Annotated in this window: 16 protein-coding genes; 8 read left to right on the forward strand and 8 right to left on the reverse strand. The window is 45.1% G+C overall.

Translation table 11 applies throughout. The annotated features are described in order from the left end of the window. Window positions 1–8 precede the first annotated feature (8 nt). From TW84_RS11925 to TW84_RS11935, 3 genes are read right to left on the reverse strand one after another with little or no spacing between them, the layout of a single operon-like run. On the reverse strand, window positions 9–1,919 hold the full coding sequence (locus TW84_RS11925; RefSeq protein WP_045975858.1) for a bifunctional diguanylate cyclase/phosphodiesterase: 1,911 nt from the start codon (window positions 1,917–1,919) through the stop codon (window positions 9–11). Window positions 1,920–1,924: 5 nt separating this feature from the next. Beyond that, window positions 1,925–2,587 (reverse strand): transglutaminase-like cysteine peptidase, encoded by a 663-nt coding sequence (locus tag TW84_RS11930; protein WP_045975859.1) that lies wholly within the window; start codon window positions 2,585–2,587, stop codon window positions 1,925–1,927. A gap of 45 nt (window positions 2,588–2,632) precedes the next feature. Next, a complete protein-coding gene (locus TW84_RS11935) occupies window positions 2,633–4,024 on the reverse strand; it encodes an HlyD family type I secretion periplasmic adaptor subunit (protein ID WP_045975860.1) in 1,392 nt (463 codons plus the stop codon). A 280-nt stretch (window positions 4,025–4,304) separates the two neighbouring features. Here TW84_RS11935 and pdxH point away from each other — a divergent pair, with 280 nt between their 5' ends. Then, window positions 4,305–4,940 (forward strand): pyridoxamine 5'-phosphate oxidase, encoded by a 636-nt coding sequence (pdxH, locus tag TW84_RS11940; RefSeq protein WP_045975861.1) that lies wholly within the window; start codon window positions 4,305–4,307, stop codon window positions 4,938–4,940. Window positions 4,941–4,972: 32 nt separating this feature from the next. Here pdxH and TW84_RS11945 read toward each other — a convergent pair whose 3' ends face one another. The 3 genes from TW84_RS11945 to TW84_RS11955 all read right to left on the reverse strand — a co-directional run bounded on the left by TW84_RS11945 (window position 4,973) and on the right by TW84_RS11955 (window position 9,124). Then, the gene (locus tag TW84_RS11945) at window positions 4,973–5,686 is read right to left on the reverse strand and encodes a helix-turn-helix transcriptional regulator (protein ID WP_045975862.1); all 714 of its coding nucleotides are present in this window, start codon (window positions 5,684–5,686) and stop codon (window positions 4,973–4,975) included. Between the two features lie 344 nt (window positions 5,687–6,030). Next, window positions 6,031–7,860 carry an SUMF1/EgtB/PvdO family nonheme iron enzyme gene (locus TW84_RS11950; RefSeq protein ID WP_045975863.1) on the reverse strand — a complete coding sequence of 610 codons (1,830 nt, stop codon included), beginning with the start codon at window positions 7,858–7,860 and terminating at the stop codon, window positions 6,031–6,033. A 148-nt stretch (window positions 7,861–8,008) separates the two neighbouring features. Further along, entirely contained in the window at window positions 8,009–9,124 is a 1,116-nt protein-coding gene (locus TW84_RS11955; protein ID WP_045975864.1) for a PEGA domain-containing protein, read from the reverse strand. Window positions 9,125–9,584: 460 nt separating this feature from the next. Between TW84_RS11955 and TW84_RS11960 the strand changes: the two genes are divergently transcribed. From TW84_RS11960 to TW84_RS11985, 6 genes are all read left to right on the forward strand, one after another. Then, the gene (locus TW84_RS11960) at window positions 9,585–10,400 is read left to right on the forward strand and encodes an AraC family transcriptional regulator (RefSeq protein WP_045975865.1); all 816 of its coding nucleotides are present in this window, start codon (window positions 9,585–9,587) and stop codon (window positions 10,398–10,400) included. Between the two features lie 188 nt (window positions 10,401–10,588). Beyond that, window positions 10,589–13,708: a bifunctional proline dehydrogenase/L-glutamate gamma-semialdehyde dehydrogenase PutA gene (gene putA / locus TW84_RS11965; protein WP_045975866.1), complete on the forward strand. Its 3,120-nt coding sequence runs from the start codon at window positions 10,589–10,591 to the stop codon at window positions 13,706–13,708. A gap of 22 nt (window positions 13,709–13,730) precedes the next feature. Next, complete coding sequence (locus TW84_RS11970; RefSeq protein ID WP_045975867.1) at window positions 13,731–14,429, forward strand: 1-pyrroline-5-carboxylate dehydrogenase; 699 nt, start codon at window positions 13,731–13,733, stop codon at window positions 14,427–14,429. Window positions 14,430–14,505: 76 nt separating this feature from the next. Continuing rightward, window positions 14,506–15,993 (forward strand): sodium/proline symporter PutP, encoded by a 1,488-nt coding sequence (gene putP, locus TW84_RS11975; protein WP_045975868.1) that lies wholly within the window; start codon window positions 14,506–14,508, stop codon window positions 15,991–15,993. Between the two features lie 167 nt (window positions 15,994–16,160). Further along, complete coding sequence (locus tag TW84_RS11980; RefSeq protein ID WP_045975869.1) at window positions 16,161–16,391, forward strand: hypothetical protein; 231 nt, start codon at window positions 16,161–16,163, stop codon at window positions 16,389–16,391. Between the two features lie 110 nt (window positions 16,392–16,501). Continuing rightward, the gene (locus tag TW84_RS11985; protein ID WP_045975870.1) at window positions 16,502–16,978 is read left to right on the forward strand and encodes an Lrp/AsnC family transcriptional regulator; all 477 of its coding nucleotides are present in this window, start codon (window positions 16,502–16,504) and stop codon (window positions 16,976–16,978) included. A 53-nt stretch (window positions 16,979–17,031) separates the two neighbouring features. Here TW84_RS11985 and TW84_RS11990 read toward each other — a convergent pair whose 3' ends face one another. Next, entirely contained in the window at window positions 17,032–17,733 is a 702-nt protein-coding gene (locus tag TW84_RS11990) for a DUF445 domain-containing protein (protein WP_045975871.1), read from the reverse strand. Between the two features lie 124 nt (window positions 17,734–17,857). Next, window positions 17,858–19,711, reverse strand: a complete 1,854-nt coding sequence (locus tag TW84_RS11995) for an ABC transporter ATP-binding protein (RefSeq protein ID WP_045975872.1) — start codon at window positions 19,709–19,711, stop codon at window positions 17,858–17,860. A 304-nt stretch (window positions 19,712–20,015) separates the two neighbouring features. Here TW84_RS11995 and TW84_RS12000 point away from each other — a divergent pair, with 304 nt between their 5' ends. Further along, window positions 20,016–20,993, forward strand: a complete 978-nt coding sequence (locus tag TW84_RS12000) for an arginine deiminase-related protein (RefSeq protein WP_045975873.1) — start codon at window positions 20,016–20,018, stop codon at window positions 20,991–20,993. Window positions 20,994–21,077: the final 84 nt, after the last annotated feature.

Here is a 21,077-nt window from a genome sequence, read left to right on the forward strand (position 1 = left end):
ATAACCTTTTACTTATCTACAATGAAGCCTTGGAAGACATCAATAAAGTGTTCAGACAAGAAATCCAATTGGGTTTGTGTCTCAACTCGGGACGCAATCGTTTTAATACCTAGGTTATGCGCCGTACGTGAGATGGATGTTAGAGTAAACTTCTGTTTTTCATCATCCAGATGGTGTGTGTACAGATAATCCAGTTTAACGTACGCTGGACGGAACTCGTTGATGTAGTCGAGTGACTGGAAGTTACGTCCATAGTTATCTACCCCGAAGTCAGCCCCTGCCCCACGGACTGCATTACAGAATAAAGCGGTATGGTGTGGTGTGTTGACGAAGCAACTTTCTGGTATTTCAAAATGCAGCAGACTGGCCACGGATTTGTGGCGGTTGAGCATTTGTGTGATCCAGCGAATAAAGCTGGGTTGAGCGATACTGCTTTGCGAGATGTTGATGGCTACAGGCTCAGAAAATTCGTCTTTCTCAAGGCGATTGATAATAGATTTGGTAACGTACTCATCAAACAGGTGGCTAGCATTGAGTTGTTCTAAGGCGAACAGGTATTGGTTAGCACTGAAGCGTTCACCATTCTTTTCAATTGCAGAAAAGACCTCTCGATGATAAGTCTTGCCTTCTCCGTCATTAGCAGCCTGGAATCGGAACTGGAACCAATCGTTACTGATCGCTTCTTCAACCAAGGTTTTCCATTGCTGTTTACCCATCAAGTTTTCAGAGTTGTCACCTGTGACATAGCCATAAGTTATTTCTGGGTCCGATTTGGAGATTGCCAGTGCGTTGTCCAACATGGTCAAAATTTCAGATGGGTTTTTAGTCGTTTCACTGTAGACAACACCGAGTGATAGGTTGGAGGTGGCCATGCCTGTTGGATCGGCGTTGATATCCTGAACATAGGTGACAATGCTTTCGGACATGAGTTTAAGGTCGGTTTCGTCCACATTGGGCAAAATAATGCCAAATTCCGCAGAAGAGATTCGAGCTAGAGTCACATCTGGTGACGTCAAAGAAACTTTTAGATGGTCTGCGAGTTCGCGAACCATGCCATCACCAGCCTCATAGCCTTTCTCTTCGTATAGCTCATGAATAAAGCTGGCTTCTAAAATAGCGACGCCACCAAAGCCGCCTTCGCCAAGCCATGAGTTAAGTTGGCTCATGTAGTATGCACGGTTGCCCAGAGCAGAGACGGGATCAATGTAGGCACGTTCACGCAGTTGTTGAGCCTCTTTTGCTTGAGCTTTAAACGACAGCTCGACTTGAGCTGACATGTTATTAATACCGTCGACAACGTAGATTAAATCTTTTGTTGCTGGCCTTGGAAGCGGTTCTCCAAAATTATTTTGTGCGACTTGCTCCATTTTCTCCACGATGAGTTGAAGTGGGTGCAGTGCTCGTTTGAGAATGAAGGCGATGGCGAGAAGGCCGATAGTGAAGATTAGGCTGAAAGCGATGACTAGGCGCTCGAATGCGTTCCATAACTGGGTGTAGGCATCCCCAGTATGACTAACGATTTCCACTTCCGCCAGTTGCATCCATCCGCTCGTCACCACGCGACGTTCATGAATCTTCTCAAACAAATGTAGCCTGGTGAACCACTCAGGAACATCGAGAGGTTTGACGGGGTAAGAGCGCAGGACTTCTTCGCCGTTGTCTAGGAATATCAGTCGAACGATTGAGTAGCTGCTGCCGTCAAAAAGAGCATTAATAACAGACTCTACTGCCACTTGATCTTTGTTCTCTAAATAAGGAGCCAGCGCCAAGCCAACGGTATTGATGGTGTTATTTACTTCTGAGCGCTGCTGTTGCACTAAGTTATTGCGCGTGGTGTTAAATTCAATGATGAAGACTGAGGCCATCAGCATCAAAAATACAGCAATCATTCCCGCGACAAGCTGTTTATATAAAGTCATATTGCCTACTCATCGTAATTGACTATTGGTTTATTCAGTTTGAGTGATTTTTCTCGGGCACGAAGGTCATTCCATAAGCTTAGTCGGGATGACTTTCCTGCCAGTTGTCCTTGTTTTGATTTCATCAGCCACAGGTTTTTACCATTGAAGCTGTAAATCGGTAATAAATCTCTACGTTTAGACGCTTTTTTGATCTCCGGGTCGATGTTGTCCAGCAGAATTGGCTCCGCACTAGGTTTGGAATAGTACGCAAGCACCATGTGAAACTGGTTAAGTGTGATTGCTTTAACGTACACCAAGCGGAGTTTTTGATCTGAGACACCTAATTCGAGAAGAGAAAAATACTTGGCGATAGTAAAATCCTCACAATCACCCGCATTGCTACCAAGGAACTCTAGTGGTGTTGCCCAGTAGTCTTTCTTACCCCATAAACGGTCATCATTAACGAAATTCAGTTGGTTAAAAAAATGGTTCACTTCCGTCAGTTTTTGTCTTTCTGAAAGGCCTTTAAATTGTTCCATTTCTCGGCGCCAGGTTTCGACTCGTTTCCCTGCTCTATCTCCGTAAGTATTGCGTACAGCCTCAATCCAACGCTGCTCTTGAGTATTAAGCGCCTGTGAGGCTGTAGAAGCCAAAATGATAAACAGAGCCGCTAGCCAGTACTTCATCTTAGCTAACTCTGACCTTACATGCAGTTACCACTGTTTGCATTGTTATTCCTTCAGTGCGTTGTCTTTTGCGCCCAGAATCGGCTTGAGTAAGTATTCCATAACGGTTCTTTTGCCTGTGATGATGTCTACCGAAGCTGTCATACCTGGAATGATAGGCAAAGAAGTATCGTTATTCAGGCTCGTTTCTTTGGTTCGAACCCTTACCAAATAGAAGCTGTTTCCTTCTTCGTCGGTGGTAGTATCTGCGCTGATATGTTCCAGAGTACCTTCTAAGCCGCCATATTTAGTAAAGTCGTAGGCACTAAACTTGACGATGGCATGTAGTTCTGGACGAAGAAAGGCGATGTCTTGAGGGGCTATCTTAGCTTCAACCAGAAGTGTATCTTCGCTTGGTACGATTTCGACAATGTCCATGCCTGGCTGTATCACTCCGCCAACTGTATTGACATTGAGCGTTTTGACGGTGCCTGTCACGGGTGACATGACAATGGTTCGATTGACTCTGTCTTCTAGGCCTACGGTCGATTCGGTCAACGATGACAGCTTATCTTGAGCCTCATTGAGTTTCTCTTGTTGCTCTGAACGGAACTTTTGCGCAGCGTCAATGCGGCTTAGCATGGATTCTTTAATCGCAGATTGGAGGACAGGGACTTTGAGTTCACTGGAGGTCATTTCGCGGCGGGTATCGTTCACTTGGCGCTGGAGCTTGAGTAGCTCTATCCGTGGCACCACCCCTTCATCCGCCAGTGGTTGAGTGATCTCCAGCTCTTTGCGAGCAAAGTTGTAGCTTTCACGTAAATTTTTTACGCGAGCTTGAATCTCAACCAAATCTTGCTGTTTTTGTTTTACCTGTTGATCGATCAATGAAATCTGATTTCGGAGATTGTTTAAATCCTGACTGTACTCGGCACGTTGACGCTGAACTAATGTTGGTTGCGTTTCTTCAAGTTGTGGAGGAAAAGCAAGTTTGCTGAAATCAAGTTGGACACTTTGCTGCCAAGATTTCTCGCTGAAATCTTCATTGATAGTGACACTCGTAATTGACGCTGACAGTTGCAATACACTCGCAGTTAGGTTGGCGACTTGTTGTTCTCGCTCACGAAAGTCTGAACGGAAGCGAGTGTCATCGATTAACAGTAACTGCTGGCCTTTTTGAACGACTTGACCTTCACGGACAAGAATCTCTTTGACCAGCCCACCTTCAAGGTTTTGGACAACCTGTATTTGAGAAGAGGGCACAACCTTTCCTTGCCCAACGGTTACTTTATCGATTTGAGCCCAAGAAGCCCATATGCCAGCAAGGACAAAGAATAAAACCATCACCCAGAGCATGATGCGAGCGCTATTCGGTGTATTGAGTAAAAGCGCTGCCGTTTTGTCATCTACATAATCAAGTTCGTTATCTGAGAGCTTGTTGTAATTGCTCTGACTCATTGAGATTCCTTGTTATTACTGGGTATATATTGGATTCTATTATCCAATCTATTAAATGTTAAGGTGCAGTTTTAGAACGATACTCTGTATCAAGTACTTAAATAATAGAAAACAATCAATCAGTTGTGCTAAGTATACATGATGATTTTTCTCAATAACTGGTCATTTACCAATAGATAGTATTCCATATGCCTAAAATGCCTACGACAAGATGGCACATAGGGTTGTGTTCATGTATATATGAGCGCACAATCAGCAAAAAAATTTCGCAGGAGAGAAGATGGAACTCGAAGATATCCGCCGTGAGTACAGCAAGGGTGGGTTACGCAGAAAAGACCTTAAAGCCAACCCAGTAGAGCAGTTTGATTTGTGGTTAAAACAAGCGATTGACGCTAAGCTCACTGATCCGACGGCAATGACAGTGGCGACGGTCGACGAGCATGGTCAGCCTTTCCAGCGAATTGTGTTGCTCAAGCATGTCGATGCGCAGGGTTTTGTATTCTATACCAACCTAGGTAGTCGCAAAGCGCAGCAAATTGAAGGTAATTCGCGAGTCAGCTTACATTTTCCATGGCATCCACTCGAGCGTCAGGTTCACATTACGGGCGTCGCTGAAAAACTGAGTATTACAGAGAACATTAAGTACTTCTCTTCACGACCAAAAGAGAGTCAACTCGCTGCAATTGCGAGTAAACAAAGTAGTCGAATTTCGACTCGAGGAGTACTCGAAGGTAAGTTTTTGGAGCTAAAACAGAAGTTTGCACAAGGTGAGATCCCTGTTCCTTCTTTTTGGGGAGGGTTTCGCATTAAGCCTGAAAGTATTGAATTTTGGCAAGGTGGTGATCACCGTCTCCATGACAGATTCTTGTTCTCAAAGGCCGAGAATGAATGGCATATCGACCGACTCGCTCCTTAAGATTCCTTTACCAATATCAACAATACGCCGCTTTACGCGGCGTATTCATTATTCAGTACCACTGAAAGTTGAGTGCGTAGTAGGGTTTGTGGTATGTGGGAGCCAAAACCTCTATCCAGCGCTATATCAATCAACTGAGCTTTACTATGGGCGCCAAATTTTTCTCTCAGGTGTAAAACGTAGTTTTCCAGAGTCTTGGTTGAGATGCTCATGACGTCTGCGATGTAGTTGGGCTTCTTACCATACAGCAACAAGAACAACACTTCAGATTCACGTGTCGTCAGTTTTACATGAGAGTTCTGTGGTGATAACTGATTGAGAGATATCGACTCTTTGTGGTGTAACCCGGTTGCTCGGCAGATCCAGTGGCCCACTTCTAGAATCGCCGTATCTGTCAGTTCTTGTCCAAAGAATATCGTCCCTTGCACATTGCCTCGTGCATCTAACCATGGCAATTTACTAAAGATATGTGTCCGCCAACAGCCATCTGGATAAGGATGTATGTCGAGCACTTTGATGGGTTGTTTGGTATCAACAACAAAGCGGTCTTGTTGCTGAAAGTCATTTGCACACTTCGTGGTTGGGCTTGGCATTTGATGGTCTGTAAGGCCAATACAGTCTTCTGGTGACTCAAAACCAATCAGCTTGGCATAAGAGTGATTGGCATAAGCAAAAACTGAGTTAATGTCTTTGCAACCCCAGTAGCCAGGCAGTTGATTAAAAAGAGAGATTAAGTGCGGTTCCAAGGAGGTTTCTGCCGTGTATCGTCATCTTGTTATGATACCAGGTGAATACTGTCTCAATCCATCAAGAACTGAAGGTAAAGTGTTTAGATAAAAGAGTTTTTAGATAAATTAAAGTATTGTCGAAGATAAAAAGATGCCAGCAATCGATAAGAGAGCTGGCAAACACAAGAATGATTCTTGTCGACGTGTATAAGAGGTTCTATGAACTCAGTACAAGGCGCTGAGTATAGATGTATCAATAGATACTGAGCTCAGTGTCAGATGAGCTCGGAGTAAATTCTATCTAAATTTAACACATGAAAAAGGGGGGAAATCCCCCCCCTTAAAGCAACAGGTATGTTATCTTAGTTGATATCACGTACCACACGGAAACCAACATAGTTGGCCGCTGACGAGCTTGATAAGGAAAGCTGTTGATGCGCCGCTGCCATGTCTGGAGAGAAGTTCCATGCACCACCTTTGAGTAGCCCACGGCTATCACTTGTCCATTGCCATATATTGCCTACAGTATCATAAATACCTAAGCGATTAGGTTTGAAAGCGTTGACTGGTGAAGTGCTTTTGTTTGACCAAGACGTGCCTCCCCAGCCCGTGTTGGCTTGGTTTGGAATAAACTGGTCTCCCCACCAATAGTGAGTTTCAGCACCCGCTCGGGCGGCAATTTCCCACTCATCTTCACTGGGTAGTCTGTACCTGTGCTTCGTTTTGCTGCTCAACCAGTTAGCATAGGCTTGGGCATCATTTCGACTGACACAAACAACGGGTGAGTTTGACGCCTGTTTAAATCCAGGATTTCGCCAGTAACCTTTGGCAATGGGTGTCACTTCGCCTTTAACAATGGCGGTACAGGTGTTCTTTAACTCAGCATCCGTTTGGTAGTTAGTTGCATCAATAAAAGTCTTGAATTGCCCAACCGTCACGGGTGTTGTACCGAAGCCAAAAGGGTGTTTCAGCTGTAGCTGTTTGGAACCGTGTTCACCTAGAATGTACTGACCTGAAAGAATGGTAGAGAGCTCAGGGCCTTGAAGACCTGAGCCTAGCGAGTCTGCAAACTTATCCCCTTCGCGTAGAGGGTTGGCTTTTTGAACCAATTCGGCACGAAGGTTTTGATCACGTCGTACGGTCAATTCACGGTGGAAGGAGCGATAACCCTCTTTTTCGACCGTGATCATATGTGGGCCTACAGGAAGCATCACTTCTACAGGCGTGCTGCCGTAGTTCACGCCATTGATCGCGACTTTATCATCAAAAAGGTTTGAACGAATCGTTAAGGTGACCCAAGCGACTTCTTTATTGCTTACCAATGTGTCTTTGTCATTTAACGTCTCTGGCTCAAAGCAATATTGCTTGTCGATGCCGAGCAACGTACAGGCAGCACTTTGTGTCGGACGAGCTTGCATTTCAACATCCATCAGGCTTCGATAGCGAACACCATCATAAAAGCCAGATTCTTTGGCTCTAGAGCGGAGTACATGGATATTGAAAGGAACCTTGTTGGCATTTAACTTAACCACTTGTGGTTCACTGGTCGTTGCAACCAGCTCTGACTGAAATTGTTTAACGGCTTTTTGCAGAGCAAGGTCACGTGTCTGACGGTCACACTGAGCGATAGTCATGTCTGCTTGGCAGCGGTTAGTAAAGCTGACGGACAATGAGTGCGCTTGTTGGAGTTCTTCCTGAAGGCGTTCAGCGCGGGCACGAAGTTTGTTCTGGTCCAGAGCGTCAATGCTTTGCTCAATGGCTTCAACTTCGCTATTGGCGAGATCCAATTGATGCTGTAGTTCTTGAAGTTCTTGTTCTCCAGATAGACGTTGGCTTTGATTCTGTTTCACTTTTGACCAAGCGTCTTGGTACTTTTTCTGTGTTGCAGCCAGATCAATATTCGGATCTTCAATCATTCTGGAGTAATCGTTTTCTAGGCTCGTCTTGGCCTCATTTAGCGTTTCGTCCAGAGATTTGGCGAGCTTGGTTAACTGAGCGACAACCTGCTGTTGCTCTTCAAATTTCGCATTTTGCTCATCCCGAGCTCGTGTTGCCGCTTTCAGCTCTTCATGTTTGTCAAACAACTGTTGATCGAGAACAACAATAGGATCGCGAGCCTCCTGAGCCAAAACACTGGCTGAGATGAAGCAAGGTGACAAAGCAAGAAGGAGCGTTGGTAAACCAGTTCGCATTATCTATTTCTACAATTCTTTTCTATATAATGGGCTTATTCTAAACGAAAGCGCCATTTTTTCTTAAGTTATAAAGCGATAACTTACGACAAAATGGCGTTTTTGGTCAATTTTGTGCAATCCCCCTCTTTCTGAAAAGAGAAGTGTGTTAAATATCTGAATCAGGACGTAACTTGACCCATACTGTGTCATTGCCATTAACGGCTATAGTGCGGTTGTATGTTTGATAACCATCTTTAGAGACTGTGAACTGATGTTTGCCTCTAGGAAGGACAACTTCGACAGGCGTGCTTCCGTAGTTTACGCCATTAATAGTGACGCGATCTTCATACTGGTCGGAGCGAACGGTAATGTTTGCCCAGCTTTTCTCTTTGTTACTGCTGCTTTGGTCTTTTTTGGTCACTTGTGCACCATTTAGACAGTAACGCGACGAGACATTCAGTAATTTACAAGCGGCTGAAGCTTCTGGACGAGCCTGCAATTGTGCTTGCATTTCAGTAAAGTAACTGTTGTTGCCTTCGAAACCCGAACGAATAATTTGGCTTTCCTGAACAAACACATTGAGCTGAACGCCCTTTAGATTTTGCTTAGCAAGAGTTGCTTCCGTCAGACCGTCAAGCAGTTTAGCTTTGAAGGTATTCACCGCACGTTGCTTTGTTAGGTATTTACCCTGATTGGTACACTCACCTAGCGTCATGGTTGCAGAACACGTAGTTTTAAACGCAGTGTTGAGAACATCACTTTCGCGCAGTTCCGCGTCGAGTCGTTTAACGCGCGCTTCTACTTTCTGTTCTTTGAGATAAGACAACTCGGAGTTAATACGAGAGCGTTTCTGTTTGATTTGTGACAAACGCATTTCCTGTTCTGTAATGGTTTGCTCTTGCTCAAGAATTTGTGTTTGATTTTCTTTCACCGAAGACCAAGCTTGTTGGTATTCTTGCTGGAAAGAAAGTAGATCAACATCTGGGTCGTCTAACAGGCGATTATATTGTTTGTCCAGTGCAGACTTAGCGCGGTTGCGTTTCGCGTTGAGCTCTTGCTCTTCACGCTGGTATTTAGTCAGTTCAGCCCTAAGCTGTTGTAAACGATCGGATTCACCTTCGAACTCAGTGCTTAACGCTTGTAGTTCACTTTGTTTGTTTTCTAACTTAGCATCGATAGCTGCGACAGGATCGGCAGAGTCAGCCGTTTCCGCAAAAACCGAAGTCGATACCCATAAAGGGCTTAGCGCAATTAAAAGCGCTGGGATGCGACGTGTTATCATATTTCCCTGCAACAATTAACGTTTCATATTACCAACGTAAAACCAAAAAAAGACAAACTTTTGACAGTCCATGTATCCCTGCCTTTCCCAAGTTTTCTTTTATCCCTGCATCTTTCTTTTTAACAGATTAGTCAACTTTTGGGCAGACGAATCTAAATTGAATGTATATAAAACTTGGATGCTACCTATCATTTTGAGTTGATTGGGGAAATATGCAAGTGAAGATTGAACATCTGCAAAAAGAAATGTTGCTAGAAGTGACATAAACCGTAATTTATGTGCACTTGATCATTCTTCCGAAACTAAATTAAGCACATTTTTTAACCACTATGGTTTGGTTTTATGAACATTCAATAATGTGATGCTGTGCCCAATTGCATATATCAGGATAAATTTCGGATTGGGAAGATTTTGGTATAACATGCGAAGCCAGTACCACTTGAGATCACAGAATCGTACTATGAGTTCATTTAAGCTCCCCCCTATTATGGGCGATGATGCCAAACTTTTGTCACCCAAGCCTGCTGAGCTGGTGACATTACCATCTTATATGGACTGTCATGACCATAGTTATACCCAGATCGTCATTGGCCTGAAAGGGCAAGCAGAATTTGAGGTTAGCGGTTTTGGTAACTTGGTCGGGCCTGGTCAGGGTTGCGTTGTGACGTCTGGCTCAGGTCATGCTTTTGGTGGCGTTGTGGGCCAGTCTGACATTCTGGTATTGAATATGCCGGCTCCATCAGAGGGGGATCCTTTGATGCTACAAAAGCTAAATGAAATCAATCAGCGCGATACCTACTTTCAGCTTGATGTTCAAATCCAGAAACTGATACAGATGCTAGTCGCGGAAATGTACTCTAGCCCAGAAGACTTGCTTCTTAGTCGTGCGTGCAATGACACGGTGATTGCTCTTCTGCAGCGACATATGTCGACATTTGTCACCCCTTACAAAGCGTCTCGTTTCGATCTGGAGGCGATTGACCGCTATATAGAACAGCATTTGAGTCAGAAGATATCTGTTGCTCAATTGGCTGGTAGTGTGTTTCTTGGAGAGAGTCAGTTTCATAATTTATTTAAAGAACAAATGGGCATCACACCTCACCAATATGTGTTGGGTAAGCGCATTGACATGGCGAAATCCTTGATTGAAAAAGGCCACCTCTCATTGGGCCAGGTCGCTGAACTAACAGGCTTTTCTGGGCAAAGCACTTTCACCCATACATTCTCTCGTCTGCAAGGTATGTCTCCCTCCAGCTACAAGAAACAATTTGGTTAAATAAGAAAAGAATAACCATATATTATTTTGCTCATATGCATGTGACTCTGTTTTTGTTTTGTTAATAATCAGAGTTTTTAGCAAAAAACTCGGAGTTTTTGACAAGTAATCCGGTCGCGCTCAAAATACACTGCAAGCCATTGTAAGAACCCTGATGAATTTATCAGGTTTGAGATTGAGGAAAACGCATGTTTACAGCAACTGATGTGTTGAATGCCGAGTTTGTCGAGCAGCCGCTTGATAAGTTATGGTCATTGATCTCGCCACTTTACATGGTGGACGAATCCCAATGGCTTGAACAACTGTTGCCTCTGGCAATCCCTACTGATGCTGAAAAAGCACAAATTAGCGACAAGACCACCCAGCTTATCGAATCGATTCGTGCTGATAAGAAATCAATCCAGATGATTGACGCCTTGCTACTCGAATACAGCCTAGATACTCAAGAAGGCATTTTGTTGATGTGTCTTGCCGAAGCTTTGATGCGTATCCCTGACTCTGCGACGGCTGATGCGCTGATCCGAGATAAGCTGAGTGTTGCCGACTGGAAATCTCACCTAAAGAATTCAGATTCTGTATTTGTTAATGCGTCGACATGGGGTTTGATGCTGACGGGTAAAGTGGTTGGTTTGTCAGAAGCTGAGTCACAAAGCCCTGTTTCTGCGGTTAACCGTCTGGTTAACAAAATGTCAGAGCCTGTTATCCGTAAAGCGATGCATCAGGCGATGAAAGTGATGGGTCACCAGTTCGTTCTAGGACGCAGTATTGCCGAAGCGCAGAAAAACGGTCGCACCATGCGTGATAAAGGCTTTACCTATTCCTATGATATGTTGGGTGAAGCTGCACTGACGACAGCAGATGCTAATAAATACTTCAAAGATTACCTGATGGCGATTGAAGCCGTTGGCCGCGACAAATATGGCTTAGACACTAGCCCTGCGCCTTCAGTATCTATCAAGTTGTCAGCCCTGCACCCACGCTACGAAGTGGCCAACGAAGAACGTGTTCTGACGGAATTAGCGGATACTTTGATGCAACTTCTTCGCCGAGCTGTTGAGCTCGATGTTGCTATCACAATCGACGCGGAAGAAGCCGACCGTCTTGAACTATCGCTGAAGTTATTCGAGAAAGTATATCGCAGCGACCTAGTGAAAGGTTGGGGCAAGTTTGGTTTGGTGATTCAGGCCTATTCAAAGCGTGCACTGCCTGTATTGGTTTGGATTAACGGCTTGGCAAAAGAGCAGGGGGATTTGATCCCTCTGCGTCTAGTGAAAGGCGCGTACTGGGATAGTGAGATCAAATGGTCTCAACAGGCTGGTTACGATAATTATCCCGTTTACACTCGCAAAGAGGCGACGGATGTTGCTTACTTAGCGTGTGCGCGATTCCTACTTTCTGAGAATGTGCGTGGCAACATCTTCCCTCAATTTGCGAGCCACAACGCTCAGACGGTGACGTCTATTGCAGTCATGGCTCAGCACAAAGATTACGAATTCCAGCGCTTGCATGGTATGGGTGATTCCCTGTACAACCACGCGATGGAAGCGTATCAGCAATCTGTGCGTATCTACGCGCCAGTCGGCAGCCACAAAGATCTGTTGCCATATTTGGTTCGTCGCCTTCTTGAAAACGGTGCAAACAGTTCGTTTGTCCACCGCTTAGTCGACGCTCGTTGCCCGGTAGAAACGCTGACTCAGCACCCTGTCGATATGCTAAAAGCGTTCGATACCTTGAACAACACTAAGATACCACTGCCTCCGCAGGTCTTCCCTGAGCGCCAAAACTCTTATGGTGTGAACTTGGATATTGAATCAGAAGCCAAACCATTTGAGCAGTCTGTCGAAAGCTTCTTGAAGAATCAGTGGCGGGCAGGTCCGATGATCAATGGTCAGGATTATGCCGAAAGCATGATCAAGGAAAACATCAATATTGAAGAGGTAACAGCGCCTTATGACCGCCGCATTGAGGTGGGTCAGGTTGCCTTCGCAACTCTTGATCATGTTTCCGCTGCTATTGATGGTGCGCAGCAGGCGTTTTCCGAATGGCAGACCAGTGATAAAGCGCAAAGGGCGGCTATGCTGGACAAACTGGCAGAGCTACTGGAAGCCAGCCTTGCTGAACTTGTGGCTCTGTGCCATCAGGAAGCGGGTAAAACAATCCATGATAGCATTGATGAAGTTCGTGAAGCTGTCGACTTTTGTCGCTACTACGCTAAGCAGGTCGACGCTTTGGGTGAAATCCGCCTAGACGGTTTTGATGGACAGGCACGTACAATATCTCGTCAAGGACGCGGCGTGTTTGTGTGTATCAGCCCTTGGAACTTCCCACTGGCGATTTTCCTCGGTCAAATTACAGCCGCTCTCGTCGCAGGCAACACTGTGGTCGCGAAGCCGGCAGAGCAAACCAGTTTGATCGCTGCACGTGCCGTCGAGTTGATGAATGAAGCGGGCTTCCCTGCTGGCACGATTCAATTGCTACCAGGTCGTGGTGCTGAAATTGGTTCAGCCTTGACCTCTCATCCTGCTATTGCTGGTGTCGCCTTTACCGGTTCAACGGCAACAGCGCAACGAATTAATCAAACCTTAGCGTCTCGTGATGCGGCGCCTGTCCCTTTCATCGCTGAAACGGGCGGCCAAAATGCAATGATTGTTGATAGTACTGCACTTCCTGAGCAGGTTGTACGTGATGTTATTCGTTCAGCGTTTGCCTCCGCAGGCCAGCGTTGTAGTGCTCTACGCGTACTGTATGTGCAAGAAGACATTGCCGACCGCATCGTTGCACTAATTCAGGGTGCCATGCAAGAACTGAGCGTAGGCTTTCCTTATCTGCATTCCACGGATGTGGGACCGGTTATCGATACGACAGCAAAAACTAAATTAGTTAAGCATATTGAGCGTATGACGGCGACGGAAAAGAAAGTGGCTGAGTTGACTTTGGGTGAAGAACATCAACATGGTGATTTCGTGGCACCAAGTGCTTTTGAAATTCGCGATATTGCCTGTCTTGAAGAAGAGCAGTTTGGTCCAATTTTGCATATTGTCCGCTTTAAAGCGAACGAACTTCATCAAATTGTTGAGCGTATTAACAGCACTGGTTTTGGTTTGACTATGGGTATTCATAGCCGCAATGAAACCACTTATCGCTGGATTGAAAAACATGCACGTGTGGGTAACTGCTACATCAATCGTGACCAGGTGGGGGCTGTTGTTGGCGTGCAACCATTCGGTGGTCAGGGCCTTTCAGGTACGGGGCCTAAAGCTGGCGGCCCGCACTACCTATTCCGCTTTACGCAAACGTCGTTTTCTTAATCTGTAGGCAAGGAGAAAGATTATGGTTCATCAAGTAACTCGTTTTTCTGATGCTTTTTCAGCGTGGGAAAACTGGAATCTAACTAACTTTGATTCGAAAAGTGGGTGTTTACTTGCTTTCAAGCAGGCTCTGCATTCTAGACAGCCGAACTTAGCGTCTGTAATGGGATACCATATTGAACACGCCTCAGCATTGTTTGCTGAAACGCATCAACTGGTAGGCCCTACTGGGGAAACAAACGAACTGTATACTGCAGGTCGAGGTGTAGCACTGATCATTCAAGATGAGTCGTTACAGTCAGCACAACAAGCAACGATTGCACAGGTGACTGCTGCATTGATTGCGGGTAACAGTGTCATCTTATGTAGTGATGACACGCAACTTACTCAAAATTTGGAAGCTGCCTATACGCAGTCTTCTTTACCTATGAACCTATTACAATTTGCTTCTCTTGATGCTTATCATCAATTGTTGGAGTCAGATGTACGTAGTGTCGGCTATATAGGGAATCAAGAGGTTGAGCAAACAATCAACCGTCAATTAGCGAAACGTTCAGGTGCAATTGTTGGCCTAGTTTCTGAAACGGATGTGACAGCGATTCCGGTCGCACACGATCCATACCTATCGCTTCGCTTTATCACAGAGCGGACGAGAACAATAAATATAACAGCAGTGGGTGGTAACGCGACCTTGCTCGAGCTTGGGAGTGAAGCCCACTAATCCTTTCTCAGAGAGCCCTCACTCAGTGTAAGTGAGGGCGTTCATGGAAGGCGATCTTTTATAAGAGGACAAACACATGGAAAATAGCTTTGCTATTACGACCACGTTTATTGCGTATCTAATTCTGATGCTGGCAATAGGCGTTATTGCATACCAACGAACGAAAAACTCCACCGATTACTTCTTGGGTGGGCGTTCATTGGGCCCTTGGCCTGCGGCGCTATCAGCAGGTGCATCTGATATGAGTGGTTGGTTGCTACTTGGCTTGCCTGGCTATGCGTATGCATCGGGTATTGAGGCTTTCTGGCTAGCTGGTGGTTTGCTAGTGGGTACTTGGCTAAACTGGCTAATCAGTGCCAAACGTCTACGTACGTATAGTATTACGACAGACGCTTTGACCTTACCCGAATTCTTTTCACGCCGTTTTAACGATAATTCGAAACTGATTCAGGTTATCTCTGCTTTCTTTATCCTTTTATTCTTCCTTTTCTACACCAGCTCCGGTCTGGTAGCGGGCGGAAAACTGTTTGAAACAGTATTCGGACTGGATTACACCACAGCAGTTATTATCGGTACCGTTTGTGTGGTTTCTTACACATTGTTTGGTGGCTTCTTAGCAGTATCTTGGACTGACCTTGTCCAAGGCCTTTTGATGGCCGCAGCTCTGATGATTGTACCTATTGCTGCTATGGAAGGTGGTGTTGGACAACTCAGTGCTGACCTAACCAACATCAATCCTCAGCTTCTGACATTGTGGAATGATACTAAAGGTGAGCCGTTGTCAGCGATTGCGATCATCTCTTTGGTTGCGTGGGGCCTAGGTTACTTTGGTCAGCCACACATTCTGGCGCGTTTCAAAGCAGCGCGTAGTAACAAAGATTTGACTACCGCTCGCCGCATTGCCGTGGTTTGGACTGCATTGTCGATGGTTGGTGCAATGCTGGTTGGTTTGGTTGGTCTGATTTACGTGACCAACTCTGGTGTATCCATTGATGATGGAGAGAAGATCTTCATGCTATTGGTGAACTCGATCTTCCATCCAGTGGTTGCTGGTGTGCTTCTAGCGGCGATCTTAGCTGCAATCATGAGTACAGCGGACTCTCAACTGTTGGTTTCTTCTTCAGCATTGGCAGAAGACTTCTACAAGCAGCTTGTGAAAAAAGACGCGACATCTGAAGAGATTGTCATGGTTGGCCGTATTGCAGTCGTGGTGATTTCTATTGTTGCGCTAATCCTTGCCATGACGCCAGACAGTTCCGTACTTGGTCTGGTTTCTTACGCTTGGGCAGGCTTTGGTGCGGCATTCGGTCCGGCACTGATTCTTAGCTTGTATTGGTCTCGTATGAACCGTAACGGCGCGCTTGCTGGTATCGTGATTGGCGGTGTAACTATCGTTGTATGGAAGCAGCTAACCGGCGGTTGGTTCGATGTTTACGAAATCGTTCCGGGAATCATCTTCTCTTCTATCGCCATTGTGGGCGTGAGCCTAATGACAGGTGAACCAGAAGAATCTGTGAAAGCACAGCATGCGAAGTTTGAAAAACAGCTTACTGAGCTAGAATAAACGGTAAATTGACGAAACATAAAGCCCCGATATTCGGGGCTTTTTTAATGAGATTGATTAATAATTGAACTTGGTTCACAAATTGAAAATGAAAATTTGAGCAATTGGAACTAAGGCCTTACTAATATGTCGACTATCAATAATGCCTTCAATCACGGAGATAGAAAATGCCTCAGGTATATTGCCATTGCTGCGAGAAAGTGACTGACCACAAAGTGGTTATGAAGCGATGCCAAGCAGAGCATAACTCGGTGAAAAAGAGTTTGGCGTGCTTCTTTGCCACCCTCTTTCAGGGCGCACACTATGTAAAAATGGAAAAACAGACGTTTTGTCGAGTGTGCAACACTCAGGCAGACTTAGTCGAAGAGGGTGAGCTCTCGAACGTTGAAGCCGCTTAAGTTTCCATTATTGTCGATAAAAATGCGTCTAAGTCGGCTGCTTTGTTAGGTTTCATTGCCTTGTTTCGATTATGATAAGCATAAAGAAACACATCGAATCAGGGCGTTAAATGGACTTAGATAGAATTGACCGTGAAATCCTTCGCACCCTAAATCTTAAAGGGCGCCTTCCTGTTGTCGAACTGGCTAAACAGGTGAACCTGACCACTTCTCCGTGTTCTGATCGCGTTAAACGACTGGAAAAAGAGGGTTATATCAAAGGTTATCACGCTGAACTGAATCCAGAAAAACTTGGCTTGGATGTGCAAGTTTTCATTCATATCCGTCTTGATCAGACCAGCTTTTCGATTTTTGAAAAGTTTGCCAAAGCCGTCGAAGATATGCCGGAGATCGAAGAGTGTTATTCGTTATCTGGTGACTTTGATACCATGATAAAAGTACGAGTCAAAGATATGAAGGCGTACCAGTATTTTATGTCAACCAAACTGGGCACTTTACCCGGGGTTATCCAGACGCGAAGCGAAGTGGTCATCGAAGAGCATAAAACCAGTTTTGGTGTGAATGCGGATTTGATCGCGACACTCTAGATAATAAAACGGGAAGCGCCAGCTTCCCGTTTTATTATCTTTTATCGGGCTATCTAAGCGATGAATGATGATGCGACCCCAATCAGGCCACCAAAAACACCGCCCCAAACGACCAACCAGCCTAGGTGCTCTTTAATCATTTTCTGAACGATCTCTTTGACCAGTTTTGGTGTTAATTCACTGAGGCGCTGATCAATGATGTTTTCAATGTTCGCTTGAATTTCTTCCATCATAGCTGGTGATTCAAGTTGGCTTTTTAGTGCTTCTTTAACCACGTTACTCTGACTGATTTCAACAACGGCTTTCTGCATCTTCTCAACAAAAGGCTCTTTTAATGGTTGAAGGGCTTCTGCACCACCAAACATGGCCAGCATGCTGCCAAACGAAGAATTAGCAATCACATTCACAAGCGAATCAAACGTTGGATTGAAATCGACTTTTTCAAGTACGGGTTCAAGGTTTAGTGACTTTCCTGACATTTCTTTGTTTAGGAATCGATCGATGTTTTTCTCAGTGAAGAACTGCTCCATCATTAGGGTTTTGATGGCAATCTTAAACTCTTCAAATCGGGCTGGAATGACCCCTGAGCCGTAAAGTCCAGGAACTTTCTCAAACAGCATATGAATTGCCAGCCAATTGGTAATAGCGCCAGAAAAAGCGAACAGGCCAGCGTAGTACGCGATTTGGTTGTCGGTTTGATAACCGCCAGCCAGCAATGCCAGTGCCAGTAAATTGGTCAGTAAACTTTTATTCATTGATTGTATGGGAAACTATTGATTGTGAATGGCGCGATTATATCTCAATTGCCACGGCAGAATGAACATAGAAAACAAAAAAGCAGAGACCAGCCTCTGCTTTCATGCTTTACAATAGCCTAGATTATGCGGTTTGCTTTTGTTGGTCTTCGTCGCCGATAAAACCACCCGTTTGGTGGGCCCACAGCTGGGCATAAATCCCTTTGTTTTGAATCAGTTCCTGATGAGTACCTTGCTCAACAATTTGGCCTTTATCCAAGACAATTAGACGATCCATTGCAGCGATGGTGGATAAGCGGTGTGCAATAGCGATAACGGTTTTTCCTTTCATTAGCTCATTGAGGCTTTCTTGAATGGCGGCTTCTACTTCTGAATCCAGTGCAGAAGTTGCTTCATCCAGAATCAATAATGGCGCATCTTTGAGTAATACTCGCGAGATTGCAATTCGCTGTCTTTGACCGCCAGACAACTTCACGCCTCGCTCACCTACTTGAGCATCGTAGCCTTTGTTGCCAAACGGGTCATTGAGCGTCTCGATGAACTCGTGTGCATGGGCTTGTTTGGTCGCACGTAACAGATCCTCTTCGCTGGCATCAGGGTTACCATAAAGGATGTTGTCGCGAATCGAACGATGTAACAGGGATGTGTCTTGCGTCACCATACCGATATTGCTGCGCAGAGAATCTTGAGTGACATCAGAAATCACCTGACCATCGATCTTGATGTTACCGCTTTCAACATCATGGAAACGCAAAAGCAGATTGACCAAAGTGGATTTACCTGCACCGGAGCGACCCACCAAACCGACTTTTTCCCCTGGCTTAATATTCAGGTTGAGATGGCTGATCACTCCTTTGTTTTCGTCGCCATAATGGAAGCTAACATTGTCAAACTCGATCCCACCATGCTCAACTTTAAGAGGCTTAGCATTATCTTTATCCTGAATATCAATGGGTTTGGAGAGTGTTTTCATACCATCGACAACGGTTCCCATGTTTTCAAACAGAGCCCCTACTTCCCACATGATCCACATCGACATGCCGTTAATACGTAGAGCCAGAGCAATCGCAATAGCGATGGCACCAATGCTGATCGAGTTGTCCATCCATAGATAAATAGACAATGCACCTATGGTGAAGACTAGGAGGTAGTTGGTTATCTCGACAGCGACGTCAAAACCAGTCACTAAACGCATCTGGCGATAAACGGTATCAAGAAAGCCGCGCATGCCGTTTTCTGCGTACACAGTTTCCCGTTTGCTGTGGGAGAATAATTTAACGGTCGCAATGTTGGTGTAGCTATCGACGATACGGCCTGTCATGGTCGAACGTGCATCGGCTTGCTCTGATGCGACCTGCTTCAACTTAGGAACGAAGTATATTTGAATGCAGACATAACACATTAGCCAGATCACCATTGGGATCATTAAACGCCAGTCAGCCTGCGCTAAAAGAACGACAATCGCGGTAAAATACACCGAGACATAAACGAAAACGTCCATGGTTTTCATCACAGTTTCACGCACGGCCAGAGAAGTTTGCATCACTTTGGTTGCAACACGGCCTGCAAAATCGTCCTGATAGAAGTTCAGGCTTTGTTTGAGCAGATAGCGATGCGCGAGCCAGCGAATCGACATTGGGTAGTTGCCGAGCAATGTCTGGTGGACCAAAAGAGAATACGCGACGACCAAGATGGGCATCACTATAAGTAGTAAGCCACCATACAACATTAGCTGTGACTGGTTTTCTTGCCAGAAGGTGTTCGGGTTGCTGGTCGATAGCCAGTCAACTAGGTTGCCCATTGCACCAAATAGTGATACTTCGACTATCGCAACCACAGTGGCCATTAATGACATCAGGATCAGAGGGATCTCAAATCCACGAGTGTAATAGCGACAGAAAGCAAAGATCCCACTCGGTGGTTGAGAGGGTTCTTCATCGGGAAAAGGTTTTGTGAATCCTTCAAATTTCTTAAACATATCTCGCCTTAAATATCACAACGCAGGAGAGAGCCAGAGATGGCTATAGCGTTTGTGTCATATGGTAGCTCGTTAATGTTTGAAATGTAACCATAATTCAATCAATTGTTATACGAGTTACTGCATATTATTCATACAACCGGTTTTAAAAGTCTTGCTGGCAATAAAATTTACTGAGAAAAATGATATTCACAGTAAAAATGCATGGTAACTATCGGTTAGAATGGGTGAATTCAGTTATTTTTGTTTTAACAATATGTCTACAATTCAACGTAAGTGAGTGAGATATAACGAGTCTATCGCAATGTTCAAACAGCAAACACAACTAGAAAAGTCAGTTTCTACAGTGCAAAACGCTAACTGTGTGGTGATGGTGCCACCAAAAGAGTTTGCGTTTAATGCTGAAACCGCTCGAGACAATGAGTTTCAACATCAAGTCAGCGAAACAACGGAACAGGTTCGCAATCAAGCAATGCAAGAGTACAACACTATGGTTGAACAATTGCGTCATGCTGGTGTTCAGGTCGTTGAATTTGACTACCCACTTGGTGCGGTAGAAACACCAGACGCCGTATTCCCAAATAATTGGTTCAGCACCACTGCTGACGGTGCTCTCTACACCTTCCCCATGGCATGTGAGAATCGTCAACAGGAAGTTCGCCCTGATGCTCTGCGTCAAGCACTAGAAGCAGCAGGTCGAGCTGTGTCTAGCGAAGATTCGTTGACGGATTACTTAACACAGAATGCACACTTAGAAAGTACAGGTGTAATGGTGATTGATCATGTTAATCGCACCATTTATGCTGCGCTTTCACAACGTTGTGACCGCGAAGTGTTGGAAGATTATGCTGAGAGAATCGGTTACGAGCGTGTGGTGTCTTTTCAGACGGCACTACCCTCCGGAAAACCTATTTATCACACCAATGTAATGATGGCGATCGGTGAACATTTTTGTGTGATTTGCGATGAAGTGATTCCAGAATTTGAGCGTCGGTTTGTACTCAAATCTCTTGCGAAAGATAAGCAGGTTATCTCTATCAGCCTTGAGCAGATGAACCAGTTCTGTGGCAATATCTTGGAGCTTGAAACTGTCAATGGTGATAAAGTGATCGCAATGTCACAATCGGCGTTCGACGCGTTTTCACCAGCACAACGTGCTCAGTTGTCGAGCCATGGTAAGCTTCTTCCATTCAACGTGCAGACCATAGAATCAATCGGTGGTGGTAGTGTTCGTTGCATGTTGGGTGAGGTTTTTCTGCCAAGTCGCAAGAACAGCTTATAATCATAAAACAGCCTGTCATCAGACAGGCTGTTTTAGCTTGGCTCCATACTTGTCTTTACAACTGCCCATTACGCCTCTTATTCT

This window comes from Vibrio neptunius, assembly GCF_000967495.1.
Classification (GTDB): Bacteria; Pseudomonadota; Gammaproteobacteria; order Enterobacterales; family Vibrionaceae; genus Vibrio; species Vibrio neptunius.

Excerpts from the sequence above, each read along its gene's own strand:
- TW84_RS11925 (WP_045975858.1), bottom strand. The coding sequence starts at position 1,919 with ATGACTTTATATAAACAGCTTGTCGCGGGAATGATTGCTGTATTTTTG.
- TW84_RS11930 (WP_045975859.1), bottom strand. The coding sequence starts at position 2,587 with ATGAAGTACTGGCTAGCGGCTCTGTTTATCATTTTGGCTTCTACAGCC.
- TW84_RS11935 (WP_045975860.1), bottom strand. The coding sequence starts at position 4,024 with ATGAGTCAGAGCAATTACAACAAGCTCTCAGATAACGAACTTGATTAT.
- pdxH (WP_045975861.1), top strand. The coding sequence starts at position 4,305 with ATGGAACTCGAAGATATCCGCCGTGAGTACAGCAAGGGTGGGTTACGC.
- TW84_RS11950 (WP_045975863.1), bottom strand. The coding sequence starts at position 7,860 with ATGCGAACTGGTTTACCAACGCTCCTTCTTGCTTTGTCACCTTGCTTC.
- TW84_RS11955 (WP_045975864.1), bottom strand. The coding sequence starts at position 9,124 with ATGATAACACGTCGCATCCCAGCGCTTTTAATTGCGCTAAGCCCTTTA.
- TW84_RS11960 (WP_045975865.1), top strand. The coding sequence starts at position 9,585 with ATGAGTTCATTTAAGCTCCCCCCTATTATGGGCGATGATGCCAAACTT.
- putA (WP_045975866.1), top strand. The coding sequence starts at position 10,589 with ATGTTTACAGCAACTGATGTGTTGAATGCCGAGTTTGTCGAGCAGCCG.
- TW84_RS11970 (WP_045975867.1), top strand. The coding sequence starts at position 13,731 with ATGGTTCATCAAGTAACTCGTTTTTCTGATGCTTTTTCAGCGTGGGAA.
- putP (WP_045975868.1), top strand. The coding sequence starts at position 14,506 with ATGGAAAATAGCTTTGCTATTACGACCACGTTTATTGCGTATCTAATT.
- TW84_RS11980 (WP_045975869.1), top strand. The coding sequence starts at position 16,161 with ATGCCTCAGGTATATTGCCATTGCTGCGAGAAAGTGACTGACCACAAA.
- TW84_RS11985 (WP_045975870.1), top strand. The coding sequence starts at position 16,502 with ATGGACTTAGATAGAATTGACCGTGAAATCCTTCGCACCCTAAATCTT.
- TW84_RS11990 (WP_045975871.1), bottom strand. The coding sequence starts at position 17,733 with ATGAATAAAAGTTTACTGACCAATTTACTGGCACTGGCATTGCTGGCT.
- TW84_RS11995 (WP_045975872.1), bottom strand. The coding sequence starts at position 19,711 with ATGTTTAAGAAATTTGAAGGATTCACAAAACCTTTTCCCGATGAAGAA.
- TW84_RS12000 (WP_045975873.1), top strand. The coding sequence starts at position 20,016 with ATGTTCAAACAGCAAACACAACTAGAAAAGTCAGTTTCTACAGTGCAA.